The organism is Pseudomonas nitroreducens NBRC 12694, assembly GCF_002091755.1.
Classification (GTDB): Bacteria; Pseudomonadota; Gammaproteobacteria; order Pseudomonadales; family Pseudomonadaceae; genus Pseudomonas; species Pseudomonas nitroreducens.
This window is the reverse complement of record NZ_BDAI01000013.1, coordinates 77,274-94,456: the sequence shown is the minus strand read 5'-3', so window position 1 is coordinate 94,456 and position 17,183 is coordinate 77,274. Positions and strand designations below refer to the sequence as shown.

Annotated in this window: 21 protein-coding genes and 1 tRNA gene; 14 read left to right on the top strand and 8 right to left on the bottom strand. The window is 62.6% G+C overall.

Annotation, left to right across the window (positions count from 1 at the left end; genetic code table 11):
* Positions 1–11 precede the first annotated feature (11 nt).
* Together cysE and trmJ are read right to left on the bottom strand one after the other, a co-directional pair.
* Positions 12–797: a serine O-acetyltransferase gene (gene cysE / locus PNI01S_RS24195; protein ID WP_024762952.1), complete on the bottom strand. Its 786-nt coding sequence runs from the start codon at positions 795–797 to the stop codon at positions 12–14.
* Positions 790–1,569, bottom strand: coding sequence for a tRNA (cytosine(32)/uridine(32)-2'-O)-methyltransferase TrmJ (gene trmJ, locus PNI01S_RS24190; RefSeq protein ID WP_024762951.1), 780 nt, complete (start codon positions 1,567–1,569; stop codon positions 790–792). The genes cysE and trmJ overlap by 8 nt, the downstream gene beginning before the upstream one ends.
* A gap of 147 nt (positions 1,570–1,716) precedes the next feature.
* Between trmJ and suhB the strand changes: the two genes are divergently transcribed.
* Positions 1,717–2,532 (top strand): type III secretion system regulator SuhB, encoded by an 816-nt coding sequence (gene suhB, locus PNI01S_RS24185; RefSeq protein ID WP_024762950.1) that lies wholly within the window; start codon positions 1,717–1,719, stop codon positions 2,530–2,532.
* Positions 2,533–2,662: 130 nt separating this feature from the next.
* On the opposite strand, the gene PNI01S_RS24180 is transcribed toward suhB, so the two are convergent.
* From PNI01S_RS24180 to queA, 6 genes are all read right to left on the bottom strand, one after another.
* Positions 2,663–3,199: a glycine zipper 2TM domain-containing protein gene (locus PNI01S_RS24180; RefSeq protein WP_037010115.1), complete on the bottom strand. Its 537-nt coding sequence runs from the start codon at positions 3,197–3,199 to the stop codon at positions 2,663–2,665.
* A gap of 157 nt (positions 3,200–3,356) precedes the next feature.
* The gene (secF, locus tag PNI01S_RS24175; RefSeq protein ID WP_024762949.1) at positions 3,357–4,274 is read right to left on the bottom strand and encodes a protein translocase subunit SecF; all 918 of its coding nucleotides are present in this window, start codon (positions 4,272–4,274) and stop codon (positions 3,357–3,359) included.
* Positions 4,275–4,284: 10 nt separating this feature from the next.
* Positions 4,285–6,147, bottom strand: a complete 1,863-nt coding sequence (gene secD / locus PNI01S_RS24170) for a protein translocase subunit SecD (RefSeq protein WP_024762948.1) — start codon at positions 6,145–6,147, stop codon at positions 4,285–4,287.
* A 64-nt stretch (positions 6,148–6,211) separates the two neighbouring features.
* Complete coding sequence (gene yajC, locus PNI01S_RS24165; protein ID WP_024762947.1) at positions 6,212–6,553, bottom strand: preprotein translocase subunit YajC; 342 nt, start codon at positions 6,551–6,553, stop codon at positions 6,212–6,214.
* A 38-nt stretch (positions 6,554–6,591) separates the two neighbouring features.
* On the bottom strand, positions 6,592–7,710 hold the full coding sequence (gene tgt, locus PNI01S_RS24160) for a tRNA guanosine(34) transglycosylase Tgt (RefSeq protein WP_089285745.1): 1,119 nt from the start codon (positions 7,708–7,710) through the stop codon (positions 6,592–6,594).
* A 12-nt stretch (positions 7,711–7,722) separates the two neighbouring features.
* Positions 7,723–8,766 (bottom strand): tRNA preQ1(34) S-adenosylmethionine ribosyltransferase-isomerase QueA, encoded by a 1,044-nt coding sequence (queA, locus tag PNI01S_RS24155; protein ID WP_084359507.1) that lies wholly within the window; start codon positions 8,764–8,766, stop codon positions 7,723–7,725.
* A gap of 106 nt (positions 8,767–8,872) precedes the next feature.
* Between queA and PNI01S_RS24150 the strand changes: the two genes are divergently transcribed.
* The 13 genes from PNI01S_RS24150 (at position 8,873) to PNI01S_RS24090 (ending at position 17,180) form a co-directional block, all read left to right on the top strand.
* Positions 8,873–8,958, top strand: a tRNA-Leu gene (locus PNI01S_RS24150).
* Positions 8,959–9,121: 163 nt separating this feature from the next.
* A complete protein-coding gene (locus PNI01S_RS24145; protein ID WP_084359505.1) occupies positions 9,122–9,571 on the top strand; it encodes an Arm DNA-binding domain-containing protein in 450 nt (149 codons plus the stop codon).
* Entirely contained in the window at positions 9,558–10,730 is a 1,173-nt protein-coding gene (locus PNI01S_RS24140; RefSeq protein ID WP_084359503.1) for a tyrosine-type recombinase/integrase, read from the top strand. The genes PNI01S_RS24145 and PNI01S_RS24140 overlap by 14 nt, the downstream gene beginning before the upstream one ends.
* A 15-nt stretch (positions 10,731–10,745) precedes the next feature.
* Positions 10,746–11,600: a DUF6387 family protein gene (locus PNI01S_RS24135; RefSeq protein WP_084359501.1), complete on the top strand. Its 855-nt coding sequence runs from the start codon at positions 10,746–10,748 to the stop codon at positions 11,598–11,600.
* 142 nt (positions 11,601–11,742) lie between these two features.
* Entirely contained in the window at positions 11,743–11,988 is a 246-nt protein-coding gene (locus tag PNI01S_RS24130; RefSeq protein WP_084359499.1) for a helix-turn-helix transcriptional regulator, read from the top strand.
* On the top strand, positions 11,989–12,399 hold the full coding sequence (locus PNI01S_RS28775; RefSeq protein ID WP_084359497.1) for a helix-turn-helix domain-containing protein: 411 nt from the start codon (positions 11,989–11,991) through the stop codon (positions 12,397–12,399).
* Positions 12,400–12,674: 275 nt separating this feature from the next.
* Positions 12,675–12,857, top strand: a complete 183-nt coding sequence (locus PNI01S_RS24120) for a hypothetical protein (protein ID WP_084359539.1) — start codon at positions 12,675–12,677, stop codon at positions 12,855–12,857.
* Entirely contained in the window at positions 12,844–13,158 is a 315-nt protein-coding gene (locus PNI01S_RS24115; RefSeq protein WP_084359495.1) for a hypothetical protein, read from the top strand. The genes PNI01S_RS24120 and PNI01S_RS24115 overlap by 14 nt, the downstream gene beginning before the upstream one ends.
* Positions 13,155–13,466, top strand: coding sequence for a hypothetical protein (locus PNI01S_RS24110; protein WP_084359493.1), 312 nt, complete (start codon positions 13,155–13,157; stop codon positions 13,464–13,466). Before PNI01S_RS24115 ends, PNI01S_RS24110 begins: the two co-directional genes overlap by 4 nt.
* A gap of 4 nt (positions 13,467–13,470) precedes the next feature.
* Complete coding sequence (locus PNI01S_RS24105; RefSeq protein ID WP_084359491.1) at positions 13,471–14,394, top strand: toprim domain-containing protein; 924 nt, start codon at positions 13,471–13,473, stop codon at positions 14,392–14,394.
* A complete protein-coding gene (locus tag PNI01S_RS24100) occupies positions 14,391–15,935 on the top strand; it encodes a DUF3631 domain-containing protein (RefSeq protein ID WP_084359489.1) in 1,545 nt (514 codons plus the stop codon). The genes PNI01S_RS24105 and PNI01S_RS24100 overlap by 4 nt, the downstream gene beginning before the upstream one ends.
* The gene (locus PNI01S_RS24095; RefSeq protein WP_017522314.1) at positions 15,935–16,228 is read left to right on the top strand and encodes a hypothetical protein; all 294 of its coding nucleotides are present in this window, start codon (positions 15,935–15,937) and stop codon (positions 16,226–16,228) included. Before PNI01S_RS24100 ends, PNI01S_RS24095 begins: the two co-directional genes overlap by 1 nt.
* Positions 16,185–17,180 (top strand): hypothetical protein, encoded by a 996-nt coding sequence (locus tag PNI01S_RS24090; RefSeq protein WP_143514269.1) that lies wholly within the window; start codon positions 16,185–16,187, stop codon positions 17,178–17,180. Before PNI01S_RS24095 ends, PNI01S_RS24090 begins: the two co-directional genes overlap by 44 nt.
* Positions 17,181–17,183: the final 3 nt, after the last annotated feature.

The following is a 17,183-nucleotide window of genomic DNA, read 5'->3' as shown; positions in this document are numbered from 1 at the left end:
GCGTCGGCACATCACTGCGCCGACTGGCTGCTCTCCTGGTCCTTGACCCCGGCGAAGTCCTCTTCCCGCAGAACCGGAAGATCCTTCGCGCAGTAGTCACTGCCCAGGGCCGTCAGGGCCTTGCACATGCCCTCCAGACGGCCGTCGACCGCCTGCAGGTGATCGAGCAACTGACCAATGGCGCGCGCCACCGGGTCGGGCATGTCCTGGCTGACGCCATAGGCATCGAACCCGAGCTTTTCTGCCATGGCCTGGCGCTTGGCGGCCTGATCCGCATCCGCGTCATCCTTGACGATGATGCGACCCGGAATACCCACGACGGTTGCCCCAGGCGGTACCTCCTTGGTCACCACAGCATTGGAACCGACCTTGGCGCCAGCACCCACCGTGAAAGGACCGAGCACCTTGGCACCCGCTCCCACCACCACGCCATCGGCCAGGGTCGGATGGCGCTTGCCCTTGTTCCAGCTGGTGCCACCCAGGGTCACACCCTGATAAATGGTCACGTCATCGCCAATTTCGGCGGTTTCGCCGATGACAATGCCCAGGCCGTGGTCAATGAAGAACCGGCGACCGATCTTCGCCCCCGGATGAATCTCGATGCCGGTCATCCAGCGACCGAAGTTCGACACCATGCGCGCCAGCCACTTCCAGCCGGAAGTCCACAAGCCATGGGCCAGGCGATGCAGCCAGACGGCATGCAGCCCCGGGTAGCAGGTCAGCACCTCGAAGGCGTTGCGCGCCGCCGGGTCACGATGGAATACGCTCTGGATATCCTCGCGTACACGCTCAAACATCTTCATCACTCCGCTTGGAAAGCTCCCCGCGGGCAGCCTTCTGTGTCTCGGTGAGAATACCCCGCAGGATATTCATCTCCAGCTTGCTGACCCCGCTACGGCCATACAGGCGGCGCAGGCGCGACATCAGGTGGCGCGGCTTCTGCGGATCGAGGAACTGGATATCCACCAGGGTCGACTCCAGGTGCGCGTAGAAACGCTCCAGCTCGTCCGACGTCACCGGAACGCTGTTGAGCATCGCAGTGGACTCGACCTTCTCCTGCTTGGTCGGCTGCCCCTGAACAGCCAGCCAGGCCATGCGCACCTCGTAGACCAGCACCTGCACCGCCGTCGCCAGGTTCAGCGAGCTGAAGTCGGGATTGGCCGGGATGTGCACATGGAACTGACATCGCTGCAGCTCCTCGTTGGTCAGGCCGGCGTATTCGCGACCGAACACCAGCGCGACCTCACCACCCTGCTGGACGTGCTCCAGGCTGGTGGTGGCGCACTCGCGGGGATCCAGCAGCGGCCAGGGAATACGGCGATCGCGCGCACTGGTGCCCAGTACCAGGCTGCAGCCCACCAGGGCATCTTCCAGGGTCGGAACCACCACGGCCGCGTCGAGAATGTCATCGGCACCGGAAGCACGCGCGCGCGCTTCACCGCTGGGGAAATCCATCGGATCGACCAGCACGAGGCGCGAAAGGCCCATGTTCTTCATCGCACGGGCCGTACCGCCGATATTGCCGGGATGGCTGGTGTTGACCAGCACCACGCGAATTTTGTCGAGCAACGCGCGACTCCACACATAAAGCGAAAAAGGGAGGGAATCCTACCGCAGCGGTGGGTCTTGCGCCACGCAGGCGACAGGTCGCTCTATGAACGCCGGCGCTTTCTGCTAGAATGTCCGGCTTTCTTTAACGACCCAGGTGACCTCTCCATGCAGCCTATGCTGAATATCGCCCTGCGCGCCGCTCGCAGCGCCGGTGAACTGATCTTCCGCTCCATCGAACGCCTGGATACCCTGTCGGTCAACGAGAAAGAAGCCAAGGACTACGTCACCGAAGTCGATCGCGCAGCCGAACTCTCCATCGTCACCGCCCTGCGCAAGGCCTACCCGAACCACGGGATCATGGGCGAAGAAGGCGGCATGCTCGAAGGCAGCGGCGAAGGCGCCGACTACCTGTGGATCATCGACCCGCTGGACGGCACCACCAACTTCATCCACGGTGTTCCGCACTACGCCGTCAGCATCGCCTGCAAATACCGCGGCCGCCTCGAGCACGCCGTGGTCCTCGACCCGGTCCGTCAGGAAGAATTCACCGCCAGCCGTGGCCGCGGCGCCGCACTGAACGGTCGCCGCCTGCGCGTGAGCAACCGCAAGAGCCTGGAAGGCGCACTGCTCGGCACCGGCTTCCCGTTCCGCGACAGCCAGATGGACAACCTCGACGCCTACCTGGGCATGTTCCGCAGCCTGGTCGGCCAGACCGCCGGCATCCGCCGCGCTGGCGCCGCCAGCCTGGACCTGGCCTACGTCGCCGCCGGCCGCTACGACGCCTTCTGGGAATTCGGCCTGTCCGAGTGGGACATGGCAGCCGGCGCCCTGCTGATCCAGGAAGCAGGCGGCCTGGTGAGCGATTTCACCGGCGGTCATGAGTTCCTCGAGAAGGGCCAGATCGTCGCCGGCAACACCAAGTGCTTCAAGGCACTGCTGACCAGCATCCAGCCGCACCTGCCGGCTTCGCTCAAGCGCTAAGCTGAGCGGCACCAGAAAAAGCCCGGCGATGCCGGGTTTTTTTGTGCCTGCGAGAACGCACTTCCTACACAAGGGTGGAAAAGAAAAAGGCGCCCATTGGGCGCCTTTTCCACTTACACCTGGCGACGGCTTATTGCTGCCCCAGGACCAGTCGACCGCTCTTGTCGACCGGAATCTGCGAGCCCGGATCACGATCCATGCGGACCTGACCAGCCTTGCCATCGAGCAGGTACTTCACGTCATAGCCGACGACCTTCTCGCTGGTATCGTTGACGGTGCTGCAGCGGGTTTCGGTGGTGGTGTAGGTATCACGCTCCTGCATGCCTTCCTGCACCTTGTTACCCGCGTAGCCGCCGCCGATGGCGCCTGCCACGGTGGCGATCTTCTTGCCGTTGCCGCCGCCGATCTGGTTGCCGAGCAGGCCGCCGGCAATGGCGCCGATGGCGGTACCGGCGATCTGATGCTGGTCCTTGACCGGGCGCTGATGGGTCACTGCCACGTCCTTGCAGACCTGGCGCGGATTCTTGATGGTTTCCTTGACCGGCTGAACGGCGAGCACCTCGGCGTATTGCGGCGCACGGTCCACCAGACTGTAGGTAGCCACGGCGCCACCGGCAGTCACGCCTACAGCGCCCAGCACGGTACCGATTAGCAACGACTTGTTCATAGGGTTCTCCTGGTCTTTCTTCTCATTCGGGCCTTGCCCTTTACCCTGCCTTGGAGCAAAGGATTTGTAAGAAAGTTCCAACAAACCCGTGAGCTACTGCCCACAAACAAGAACTCCCGCCGAAGCGGGAGTTTTGTCGAAAGCCCGGAGCGCTCTATTACGGGCGCTCGTCGACTTCCTTGCTCGGCGGAGGAATCAGGTCCTCGCTGGACAGGTTCAGCCAGATCAGCACCACGTTGGCGATGTAGATCGACGAGTAGGTACCCGCCATCACACCGACGAACAGGGCGATGGAGAAGCCGAACAGGTTGTCGCCACCGAAGAACAGCAGGGCGGCGATGGCCAGCAGGGTCGACACCGAGGTGGCGATGGTCCGCAGCAGGGTCTGGCTGGTCGAGATGTTGATGTTCTCGATCAGGCTGGCCTTGCGCAGCACGCGGAAGTTCTCGCGCACCCGGTCGAAGATCACGATGGTGTCGTTCAGCGAGTAGCCCACCACCGCCAGCACCGCGGCCAGCACGGTCAGATCGAAGGTGATCTGGAAGAACGACAGGACGCCCATCACGATGATGGCATCGTGGATCAGCGAGAGGATCGCCCCCAGGGCGAACTTCCACTGGAAGCGGAAGCCCACGTACAAGAGGATGCCACCCAGCGCCAGGAGCATGCCGAGGCCGCCCTGGTCGCGCAGCTCTTCACCCACCTGCGGGCCGACGTACTCGACGCCGTTGACCTTGGCCGGATTGGAAGCGTCGGCCTTCTGCAGCGCAGTGGCGACCTTCTTGCCCAGCTCCGGGTCCTCGCTGGGCATGCGCACCAGCACGTCGCGGGTGTCACCGAAGCTCTGCACCACGGCCTCGCTGTAACCGGCGGCGACCAGTTGCTCGCGGACCTTGGAGAGGTCGGCAGGCTGCTCGTAGCTCAGCTTGATCGACGTACCGCCGGTGAAGTCCAGGCCGAAGTTGATGCCTTTGAAGACCCAGCTGCCGAGGGCGATCAGGGTCAGGATCAGGGTCGCGGCGAACGCAATGTTGCGCACACCCATGAAGTTGATAGTACCGATCTTGATATTCATCTCTGGCCCCTTAGATCCACAGCTTCTTAACGTCGCGGCCGCCGTAGATCAGGTTCACCATTGCGCGGGTGACCAGAATGGCAGTGAACATCGAGGTGAGAATACCCAGGGACATGGTCACGGCGAAGCCCTTCACCGGGCCGGTGCCCATGGCGTAGAGGATGCCGCCGACCAGCAGCGAGGTCAGGTTGGCGTCGATGATCGCGGTGAAGGCACGGTTGAAGCCCTCGTGAATCGCCCGCTGCGTCGACATGCCCGCCGCCAGCTCCTCGCGTATCCGCGAGAAGATCAGCACGTTGGCGTCCACCGCCATACCCATGGTCAGCACGATACCCGCGATACCCGGTAGGGTCAGGGTCGCACCGAGGATCGACATCAACGCCACCAGCATGACCATGTTGAAGGCCAGGGCGACGGTGGCGATCACGCCGAAGAAGCGGTAGATGACGATGATGAACAGGGAAACGAAGACCATGCCCCACAGGGATGCATCGATACCCTTGGCGATGTTGTCGGCACCCAGACTCGGGCCGATGGTGCGCTCTTCAGCGAAGTACATCGGCGCAGCCAGGCCACCGGCGCGCAGCAGCAGGGCCAGTTCCGAGGACTCGCCCGGAGCGTCCAGGCCGGTGATGCGGAACTGGTTGCCCAGCGGCGACTGGATGGTCGCCAGGCTGATGATCTGTTTCTCTTCCTTGAACGCCTGTACGGCGACTTCCTGCTCGACGCCGTCGACGACCTGCTTGGTATAGCGGGTGATCGGCTTCTGCTCGATGAACACCACCGCCATGCTGCGGCCGACGTTGTTGCGGGTCGCGCGGTTCATCAGCTCGCCGCCGTGGCCATCCAGACGGATGTTCACCTGCGGACGGCCGTTCTCGTCGAAGCTGGCGCTGGCGTCGGTGACCTGGTCACCGGTGATGATCACGCCACGCTCCAGGGTCGCCGGCGGACGACGCGGCTCGCGGAAATCGAAGGTTTCGGTGGAGGACTTGATCGCATCCGGCTCGGCGGCCAGGCGGAACTCAAGGTTCGCGGTCTTGCCGAGGATACGCTTGGCTTCGGCGGTGTCCTGTACGCCCGGCAGCTCGACGACGATGCGGTTGGCGCCCTGGCGCTGTACCAGCGGCTCGGACACGCCCAGCTCGTTCACACGGTTGCGGACGGTGGTGAGGTTCTGCTTGATCGAGTATTCGCGGATTTCGGCCAGCTTGGTGGCGGTCATGGCCAGGCGCAGGACCTGCATGCCATTGCGCTCGCTCTGGGCGGTTTCGAAATCGCGGAAATCCTTGGCGATGATCGACTTGGCCTTGTCCAGGTCGGCCTCTTCAGTGAAGCCCAGCTGGATGCCGCCGTCCTGTACCGGCAGGCTGCGGTAGCGCACGCGTTCTTTACGCAGGGCGCTCTTGACCTCGTTCTCGTAGACCTTCATACGAGCGTCGACAGCCTTGTCCATGTCCACTTCCAGCAGGAAGTGCACACCACCGGACAGGTCCAGACCCAGCTTCATCGGGTGGGCGGCGATGTTGCGCAGCCAGTTCGGCGTGGTCTGGGCCAGGTTCAGGGCGACTACGTAGTCGTCACCCAGCGCACGGCGGACGATGTCCTTGGCCGGCAACTGGTCTTCCTGCTTGACCAGGCGGATCAGGCCGCTGTTCTTGCCCAGCGAGCCCGCCTTCACGGCGATACCGGCGTCGGCGAGCGCCTTGCTGGCCTTGTCCACGTCGGCCTGGGTGACCTGCAGCGCGGTGCTCGCGCCGCTGATCTGGACGGCCGGATCGTCAGGATAGAGGTTGGGTGCGGAATAGATGAAACCGACGGCCAGGACCGCCAGGATCAGCAGATACTTCCACAGGGGATACTTGTTGAGCATGACACCGCCCGTTATGACGCGGGGCGCATCTTGCGCCCCGTCGGTTGGGTTTCTAAGAGGTGGATCAGATCGCCTTCAGGGTGCCTTTCGGCAGGGTCGCGGCGATCGCGGCCTTCTGGAACTTCAGCTCGACGTTGTCGGAAACCTCGACGACGACGAAGTCATCGGCCACCTTGGTCACCTTGCCGGCGATACCGGCGGAAGTGACGACTTCATCGCCCTTCTGCAGGCCGGACAGCAGGTTCTTGTGCTCCTTGGAGCGCTTGGCCTGGGGACGCCAGATCATCAGATAGAAGATGACCAGGAAACCGACCAGGAAAATCCACTCGAAGCCGGTACCGGCCGGGCCAGCAGCAGCGGCCGGGGCTGCGGCGTCAGCGTAGGCAGCGGGGATCAGAAAACTCATTGGAAACTCCTGTCTCAAAGCTTTTTCGATGAATAAGGTCAGTCCGCCAGCGGCGGCACGGGTAGGCCGCGCTTGGCGTAGAAGGCGTCGACAAAGTTCGCCAATGTACCCTGTTGGATTGCCTCGCGCAAACCAGCCATAAGCCGCTGATAATGCCGCAAGTTGTGGATGGTATTGAGCATGCTGCCGAGCATTTCGCCGCACTTGTCCAGGTGGTAGAGGTAGGCGCGGGAGAAGTGCTTGCAGGTGTAGCAATCGCAGGTCGGGTCCAGCGGAGATTCGTCGTGCTTGTGCACCGCGTTGCGGATCTTGATCACCCCGGTGTCAACGAAAAGGTGGCCATTGCGCGCATTGCGGGTGGGCATGACGCAGTCGAACATGTCGACGCCCCGGCGCACACCTTCCACGAGGTCCTCGGGTTTGCCCACACCCATCAGGTAACGAGGTTTGTCAGCCGGCATGTGCCGGGGCAGGAAGTCCAGCACGCGGATCATCTCTTCCTTGGGCTCGCCCACCGACAGGCCGCCGATGGCCAGGCCATCGAAGCCGATTTCCTGCAGGCCTTCGAGCGAGCGCATGCGCAGCTCTTCGTGCATGCCGCCCTGGACGATGCCGAACAGCGCCGACGGGCTGTCGCCGTGAGCAGCTTTCGAGCGTTTGGCCCAGCGCAGCGACAGCTCCATGGAGCGTTTGGCCACGTCGAACTCGGCCGGGTAAGGGGTGCACTCGTCGAAGATCATCACGATGTCCGAGCCAAGCGCACGCTGCACGGCCATGGACTCTTCCGGGCCCATGAAGACCTTGGCGCCATCTACCGGCGAGGCGAAGTACACGCCCTCTTCCTTGATCTTGCGCAGCGCGCCCAGGCTGAACACCTGGAAACCGCCCGAGTCGGTGAGGATCGGCCCCTTCCACTGCATGAAGTCATGCAGGTCGCCGTGCTTCTGGATCACCTCGGTGCCCGGGCGCAGCCACAGGTGGAAGGTATTGCCGAGGATGATCTGCGCGCCGATGCCCTCGATGTCGTGCGGGAGCATGCCCTTCACGGTGCCGTAGGTGCCCACCGGCATGAAGGCCGGGGTTTCCACCACGCCGCGCGGGAAGGTCAGGCGGCCGCGACGGGCCTTGCCCTCGGTGGCCAGCAGTTCGAATTTCATGAAGCTCATGGATCAGTCCTCGGGGCCGCGCGGTGCCGGGTTGCGGGTAATGAACATGGCATCGCCGTAGCTGAAGAAGCGATAGCCCTGCTCCACTGCCGCCGCGTAGGCAGCCATGGTCTCGGGGTAGCCGGCGAAAGCGGAGACCAGCATCAGCAGGGTGGATTCGGGCAGGTGGAAATTGGTCACCAGGGCGTCGACCACGTGGAACGGCCGGCCCGGGAAGATGAAGATGTCGGTGTCACCGCTGAACGGCTTGAGCACGCCATCACGGGCGGCGCTTTCCAGCGAGCGCACGCTGGTGGTGCCGACGGCGACCACACGACCGCCACGCGCCTTGCAGGCGGCCACGGCATCGACCACCTCCTGGCTGACCTCCAGCCATTCGTTGTGCATGTGGTGGTCTTCGATGCGCTCTACACGTACCGGCTGGAAGGTACCGGCGCCGACGTGCAGGGTCACGAACGCAGTTTCCACACCTTTGGCGCGGATAGACTCCAGCAGCGCCTCATCGAAGTGCAGGCCGGCAGTCGGCGCCGCAACAGCGCCCGCGCGCTCGGCGTAGACGGTCTGGTAACGCTCGCGGTCGGCGTCCTCGTCGGGGCGGTCGATATAGGGCGGCAACGGCATGTGACCGACGCGCTCCAGCAGCGGCAGCACATCCTCACTGAAACCCAGCTCGAACAGCGCATCATGGCGCTGCAGCATTTCAGCTTCGCCACCGCCGTCGATAAGGATCTTCGAGCCCGGCTTGGGCGATTTGCTGGAACGCACGTGGGCCAGCACACGGTGGCTGTCGAGCACACGCTCTACGAGGATCTCCAGCTTGCCGCCGGAAGCTTTCTGGCCGAACAGGCGGGCAGGAATCACCCGGGTGTTGTTGAACACCATCAGGTCACCCGGCTGGAGGAAGCCGAGAATGTCAGCGAATTGCCGATGGCTGAGCTCGCCGCTGGCACCGTCCAGCACCAGCAGACGGCTGGAGCGGCGCTCGGGAAGCGGATGGCGGGCGATCAACGCCTCGGGCAGGTCGAAATGAAAGTCAGCGACGCGCATGGGAAGAGCTATCTCGAAGGGGCGCGTATCTTACTGGAAATGCCAAATTCTGACCATTCGAGCCGATTGACCGGCGCAGAGCGGCTCCCTATACTGCGCGCCCATTGCCTCGGTGGCGGAATGGTAGACGCGGCGGATTCAAAATCCGTTTCTGGCGACAGAGTGAGAGTTCGAGTCTCTCCCGGGGCACCACCACATAGTTTCAGGACTTCCCAAGAAATCCCGAAACCCACGAAGAACCGGCCCTCTGGCCGGTTTTTTGTTGCCTGCGATTCCCAACCAAACCCTTGTAAGCCCATCGATTTGGGGGCATATATGGGGGAATCTGAGTTCGGTCACGGACGATTCCCCCAGAATGAGCGCAACCCTAGACGACTCGGGCCTCTCAGCCCTGCAGCCCAAAGACCGCCCCTACAAGGTAAGTGCCGGCGCCGGCCTCTTCCTGGAGGTGAACCCCCACGGCTCGAAACTGTGGCGCCTCAAGTACCGGTTCGGCGGCAAGGAAAACAGGATCTCCCTGGGCGCCTTCCCGGCAGTCTCCTTGGAGCAGGCACGCCAGGCTCGCGATGAAGCTCGCGAAATGCTGAAAGCCGGCACCGATCCGAGCGCAGTGCGGAAAGAGGCGAAGGCTGAGCAACAGAATCAGCGCGCAAGGGCGAAGGCCTTCCGCTTGGTCATGTCACTCGATGGCGCGCTCACCATCGAAATCCCGGCGCAAATCCTCAATCTCAATCCAGCCCAGACGGCAGCCATCCGCGCCTTCCTTCATGCCGTCCCAATGGGAGGCTCCGATGCCTCTGACTGATAGCGCCATCAAGGCAGCCAAGCCGAAGGAAAAGCCGTACAAGCTCAGCGACGCCCAGGGCCTCTACCTGCTGATCAATCCCAACGGTTCGAAGCTGTGGCGGTTCAAGTACCGGGTACGAGGAACAGAGAAAGGGCTGGCGCTCGGCACCTATCCGACGGTCACCCTGCTGCAGGCTCGCAAGAAGCGCGACGACGCACGTCAGCAACTGGCCGAGGGCAAAGACCCATCCCTGGAGCGAAAGGCGCAAAGAGAGGCGGAGATTATCGACAGCCTCACCTTTGAGGTAATCGCTCGCGAGTGGCATGAGTACCGTCGCCCGCGGTGGGCAAAATCCACAGCCGACAAAACCATGGCCTACCTTGAGTCGGATCTGATTCCGGCGCTCGGCAAGACACCATTCAAGGCAATCACCCGGCCGGACCTGGTGGCGCTGGTTCGAAGCATCGAGGCGCGCGGTGCATTCAACGTCGCCAAGAAGTCGCGTCAGTGGCTTAGCCAGATCTTCCGCTACGGGTTAGCCAAGGGAGTGATCGAACTGAACCCCGCCACGGATCTGGACGTAGTCGCTGCACATGCCCCTACGCTCAGGCATCACCCCCACGTTTCCTTCCAGGAGCTTCCTCAGCTACTGCAGCGAATCGATGCGGCACGAATCAACTTGCTGACGAAGCACGCAATCCGATTGCTGGTACTCACAGCAGTTCGACCTGGTGAACTCCGCATGGCGCCCTGGAGCGAATTCGACCTGAAGAAGGCCACCTGGACGATCCCCAAGGAGCGGATGAAGGCTCGCCGCCCCCACATCGTCCCCCTCCCCCGCCAGGCCGTCGCCATCCTCAAGGATCTCCACGAAGTCACCGGCGAATATGAGTTGGTCTTCGCCGGCAGGAACAACACCAAGCGCCCGATGAGCGAAAACACCATCAACAAGGCGCTGAGCGAAGCCGGGTACAAGGATCGGCAAACCGGTCACGGTTTCCGGCACCTACTCAGCACCGAGCTGAACAGCCGTGGCTACAACCGGGACTGGATCGAAAAGCAGCTGGCGCATGGCGACAAGGACGAGATGCGTGACACCTACAACCACGCAACTTACCTCGAGCAGCGACGCGAGATGATGCAGGCCTGGGCGGACAGCCTGGAGCAAAAGGCCTAACGCCAAGGAGAGAAGATGGAAAAGATAGATCGGGTGGAGGATCTGCCGGATTGGTTCAGCATGGAGAATTACCAAGCCGCAGAATCATTCGGCCCGTTGAAGTGGTATGAGCAGCTAGCTATCCGGCAATACTTGTTCACTCTGCTGCGCTTGAGGGATCAGGCCGACAAACGCTGGGCCAAGGACGCTGCAGCCACATTTGAGCGCGACGTCAAAATGATCCGGGGCGTTGACGTCGCAGTCGCAAGGATTGACGGTTTTTTCGGGGATCGCAGCATCGCAGAATTCCTGAGGGAGAGCCGACAAGGAGTTCACTCACTCACCTTCCGACACCTCAGAGAGCACGCGCGTAATCAGGAGGACTGTTTTGATGATCCGGGCAAATGGTTTGACGGGCTCAATGAGTTGGCAAACGGCCAAGACAGTGAAAAAAACCTGGATCTAAATACTCCGTTAACCCTCGGCACATTCCTCAACCCCACCCCTCATTTGGGCGTCGCAGGTGTCAACCTCAACCTACCAGACAGCGTGCTCATTGAAAGCTTCTCCAAGTGGCTTCTGGAGATGCGAAAGGCTCAAGGACAGTCAACTGAGCGAAGGTACTACCGCCCGAACTTCCAACGATGGGCGCGCTCTGGCGTTCTGCCGTACCTAGACCTGAAGGTCTGGGCTCAGGAAATCGGAGCACACATCCCAGATCGAGTTATGGCTGCGGCGATCATGCCCCGTCTCGATTTCGGTGAGGGCAATCTCCGCAAAACTGTAGCTCCAACCGCACTGGGGCTGATGGATGATCTTTCAGAGCTACAGTCCCTCGCCGCATTGGAGGCGGAATCCTGCAGCCCTGCATTCGACGAAGTGGAAAAATAAGGCCATCGAAAATTTCCGGAAAATGAAGGAGCACCCAAACTTCCGGAAATTTTTGACAGGCGAAACCTGGATCGAACCTCTCAGCCAGGATGTATTTAATCCGTAGCCATCGTTACCAATCACGCCCAAGGAGGCACGAACGATGGCTACTGCAAGCAAGCTCCCCGCTACTTCCCAAGTGCAGTCCGCGACTCAGCGTCGGTTCATCAAGCTGGCGTCGGTCAAATCCCTGACCACTCTCTCCACCTCCGAAATCTACCGCCGAATCGGCGCTGGAAAATTCCCCCAACAGATCATGCTCGGCCCCAAGTCCGCAGTATGGATCGAGGGCGAAGTCATCCAGTGGTGCGAGGCACGCATCGCGGAAAGCCGCGGGGAGGCTGTCTAAATGCAGACCTCCGACAGCGCGACCGAAGCGCAACGCGCTCGCCTCTTGGCTCGGGTCCAGGAAAGCCCCATCGACACCTTGAGCGCGCGAACCGAGCTCAACATCCTCCACCCCGCCGCACGCATCCAGGAGCTCCGCGATCGCGGCTATCCGATCAAAACCCACCTGATAACCAAGACCGACGAGCACGGCCGCAAGCATCAGCGTGTGGCGCTGTACTACATCGGCACGCTGCCCTGCGATGAGCCCAAAACTGAATGCGGGAATATCCCGCAATTGGATTGCTCGCAGCGTGGCCAGAAGGATCGGCGCAGGACGCTGCAGCCCATCAACGCGGTAAGTAAAGTGAGCCAGGACCACTTTGTTGTAGCGCGAGCTACCTGGGGCGCCTGCTCCGAGGGCGGTGCGTAATGGACACCCTTGCACTCACCTCCCGCCGGGGGTATGGTTTGCCCGTCACGGTAAATCCCGTGACCGGGATTGGCGTCCCGGACGAATTGGCGGACACACCGCCTACGAGCGGTTTTTTTGTGTCCGCTGCACGCGCGCACCTCTATGGGTGGGCCGTGTGGTGGCATCTTCGGATGCGCCGGTTCCAATTCCCGGTACGCCAACGCCACACGGTTCCGCCCTCCCTGATTGGCGTCAGTTGGGCGGAAAAGATCCTTCGAATTGGAGCTTTTCCCATGACCAAGCGTCGTGTCCTTACGCTCAATCCGTCCAAAGCACGAGCACGCTTCCATCGCGCCTGCGCCCTGGCTGCACTCCGTGCTGACTCCTCCCTCTCTGTTCGTCTCGCTCGCTACAACGCCGCCATGGCCAAAGTCCGCGCGCTCGAAGCGCAGGGGGTGGACCATGCAGCAAGTTAACCGCCTCGGCTTCATCGAACTGGTAGGCGACGCTCGCCTCAGCGACATGGATATGGCCTACATGAACGCCGCTCGCGCGGAGTTCGAGCACTTGGCCAACCTGATCCGCCTGGTCGTCATCCCTGCTGTGGGTGGCTGGCAGTCTTCGCTCAGCCAAGAGCTCGGTGCCCACCTGGAGAACGTCCAGGTGCTGTCCTCCAACTTCTGCTGGCGCCACCGTCATGTGGGCGCTGCTCACGATGCGCGCGACGTGCTCAGCACTGGCCCATCCAAGGCGCTGGCGCAGGGAGGTGCGGCATGAAGGCATTCGCCCCCAAGCGCAGCCAGGCCGTTGGCTACTTCTTCGTCCTCGATGAGCGCCGCCCCGTCCTGCCCTTCGGTGTGTGCGGTCCCTTTGCCAAGCGCCGTGAAGCGAAGAAGGCAGCCAGCAAGTTGCGGGGCGTTCGCCCTGAGAGCGTGCTGAACGTGTACGGCGGAACGGTGTTCGGCATCGCGCAGACCTCTGAAGCGATGACCCAGGCCCGACTGCGCGCGCGCGATGAACTGAGCGCCATGTTGCAGGCGCCCACTCCCACTGCCCAGGCATTCAACGGCCTGACCAAGGAGTAAACCCATGACGACTTTTCAACAGCGCCGCGTAGCGCTGACGAGATCGGCTTGCCTGCAGAAAGTGGAACACGCTTTCCGCGAGGCCCTGCAGGGCGTCTTCGGGCAGTTGGATTGGCTGCCTGAAGGCGACGGCAGCATTCACCGCTTCCACGTGCCGGGCGATCGTGCCGGCAGCCACAATGGTTGGTACGTGCTGTTCGTGGACGGGGTAGCGGCTGGCGCCTTCGGTACGTGGAAGAGCGCCCAGGTGCATCACTGGAGCAGCACCGGCGAACTGTCCGCTACTGAGCTTGAGGAAAGCCGGCAGTGGATTGAGCAGGCCCGCGCACAGCGGCAGGCCGAACAGCAGCAACGCCACCAGGCCGCAGCAGAGCTTTCTCACCGCTGGTGGGGAAGTGCCCGCCGCGCCGATCCCGCTCACGCCTACTTGGCCGGCAAGCACATCTGCTCCTACGCGCTGCGACAACGAGCCGGTGAACTGCTCGTGCCGCTCTACCACTCAGGAGAGCTGGTCAACCTGCAGCGAATCAGCGCCATCGGCCGTAAGCGCTTTCTCTACGGCGGGCGCATCACCGGTTGCTACTCGCCGCTCGGCCAGATCACGGCCGGCAAGCCGCTCTACATCTGCGAGGGCTGGGCCACTGGCGCGACCATCCACGAGAGCTCCGGCATGGCTGTGGCCTGTGCGATGAACGCCGGCAACCTGATGCCCGTGGCGCTGGCACTGAAGGCCCGCTACGGCGACCAAGTGCAGCTGGTAATTGCCGGTGACGACGACCGCAACACACCCGGCAACCCGGGACGCACTGCGGCCACCGCTGCAGCACTCGCCGCCGGCGCGCTGGTGACTTTCCCTGAGTGGCCCGACGACGCGCCGCCATCCCTCACCGACTTCAACGATCTGCACGTGTGGAGGGCTGGCCCATGAGTAGCCCAATCACTCTGAAGGCCAAGAGCCCGATTCAGGAAGCCATCCACAACCTGTCCGAAGACGCTGGCGCCTTGTACGCACCTGCCGTGCTCGAGGAGCTGCGTTCGATGCGCAGCAAGGACCCTGCAGCCTTCGCCCGTCTCCGCATTCAGGTGAAGGAAACCAAGATGCTGAGCATGGCGGAGTTCGATCGCCTGACCGTCTCGGCCGAGTCGGAAGCGGGAGCTGTTGCAGGGCAAAGCATCTTCGCCGACGTGGAGCCTTGGTCGAAGCCGGTGGATGGTGCCGAGTTGCTGGACGATGTAACCCACGCTCTCGCTCGGCACGTGATAGCGGAGAAGGAGACGCTTCGCGCGGCAGCACTGTGGGCCACCTTCACCTGGTTGGTCGACGTGGTGCAGATAGCCCCCATCGCCAACATCACGGCTCCGGAGAAGCGCTGCGGTAAATCGGTCCTGCTCACCGCCCTGGGCAAGCTGGTCAACCGCCCGCTGCAGGTATCGAACATCGGGCCGGCAGCGCTGTTCCGCTCCATTGAACTGTGGTCTCCGACGCTGCTGATTGATGAGGTGGACGCCTTTCTCGCGGCACACGAAGACGCCCGCGGCATCCTCAATGCCGGATTCACCAGAGACAGCGCAGTGGTCATCCGCTGCGTGGGTGACGACCACATACCCACCCCGTTCAACGTGTGGGGCGCGAAGGCTCTGTGTGGCATCGGCCGCATCGCCGACACGCTGGCCGATCGGAGCGTGCCGCTGCGCCTGCGCCGTCGCACACCCGGCGAGAGCGTGGAGAATCTGCGCCACTCTGATCCAGCCCTGTGGGAGCAACTGCGGTCGCGGCTGGCTCGCTTCGCCCTGGACAGCTCCGAGGCGATCGGCAAAGCACGCCCGATGCCCATCGAAGGCCTGAACGATCGCGCCAACGACTCCTGGGAACCGCTGCTGGCGATCGCGGATCAGGCCGGCGCTCACTGGCCGAAGTCGGCACGCACTGCCGCAATCGCATTGCACGGTCTGGAGGGTGATGCGCCCAGTGTCGGCGTCGAGTTGCTGGGTGATGTGAAGGCTGCATTCGATGCCAAGAAGGCCACGAAGCTATTCAGCGCCGAGTTGCTCGAATACCTCATCGCGGATGAGGAAGCACCCTGGTCGACGTGGAACAGAGGCAAGGCAATGTCGCCCCGTCAGCTGTCCGCAAAGCTGGCCGATTTCGGCGTGAAATCGGGCACCGTCCGTGTCGGCGTCATGACGAAAAAGGGCTACTCCCTCGAGCAGTTCCGTGACGCTTTTGGTCGATACCTTTCCCCTAGTACCCCCGTCACAAGCGTCACATCGGCACAAACCAGTAACGGCGCGGGTTCCAGCCAATCTGGAAGCGTCACACAGCCCCCATCCGTGACGGATGAAAAATCGCCAGAAGCCACGGCTGGCGCGGGTTGTGACGATGTTACGGATAAAACACCCCCTCCAAGGAAAGGGGCAGGCAAGGCGAAGGCGACTTCTCACGATGAAACTGATCGGGAGGAGTTCTGATGTCAGCCCTCGACTTCCTCACCGAACGCGGTTTCGCCGCCCGTATCAGCGGCAACAAGGTCAGCATTTCACCTGGTAGCCGGCTCACCGAAGAGGTCCGCCAGTACGTGCGCCGGCACCGCCTCGAACTGCTCGCAGAGCTGGGCTCAATGGATGGCAAAACGCGTCGCATGCACTGGGCGATCACGCAGGGCGGCAAGCCGCTGTGCACGATGATCACGCCGCCACTGACATTCGAAGAGGCACTGATTGAAGCGCGCTGGCGCTGGCCCGGCGCCGAGATCACTGAGTAACACCGACCCTGCGCTGGCCGCAGGGCTGGCGCTTACTTTGACCTATGGAGGTCACATGAAAGCTGCAACGCAGAAACACCCGCTGTCCACCCGAACTGAACAACTGCTCCAACAGCGGGATGAGTACCTGGAAGAAATCGAGCAACTGGAGGCACGAGTCCCCGGCCTGGAAACCAAGCTGGTGGAACTGCGAAAGAAGGTCGTGCGCACGACCTTGCATCACATCGACAACGGCAGCCACGAGGTGATGGAAGAGCTATCGAATACCAGGGCGCGCATCAACACTCTGCGCGGGCTAGTGCAGGAGACCGAGCGTAGCCTGGAGCTGGTCGAGAAAGCCGAGTCGGCGGGCGCCGCCATTGCCCAGGCGATGGAGCAGATCAAAACCGAACAGCGCCTGCAGGCCTCGCTACAGACTCGCATTGAGCAGGCCGCAACGCGAAGCCAGGGCATCGAAGAGGAAATTGCTGTAGCACAGTCCGCGGCAGAATCGGCTGAGCAAGCAGCCGGTCAGGCACTCGCCCAGGCGGAAGACGCCAAGGCCGAGAAAGCTGCACGCACGCAACTGGAGAAAGCTGTGGAGCTGGCGCTGGCGACCGAGGCCACCATCCGAGTGAAGCGCCGCACCATCGAGACCATGGACGGCGAAGTGGCCAACATGAAGCAGCAGGCCGCCGACTCCAGGCAGCGCGAACAGGTAGCCAAGTCTGCGCTGTCGGAGGCCCTGTGGAGCAAGTACGCCGAGGAGTGGAACACTGCAGCCAAGATCTTGGCCGGCATCGGTGCTCACCTGGTTGCAGCGGATCGGATCAACGGGGGCTGGGGGGCGCACCTGACGAAACTGCACATCCCTCTGTTCGGCACGCAGGACCGCGAGACTCTCACCCGCACGGAGGTGGTGGATGCCTCCGACGAGGTTTCCCTGGAGGGCCTGGTGAAAGGAGCGGTTTAAGCC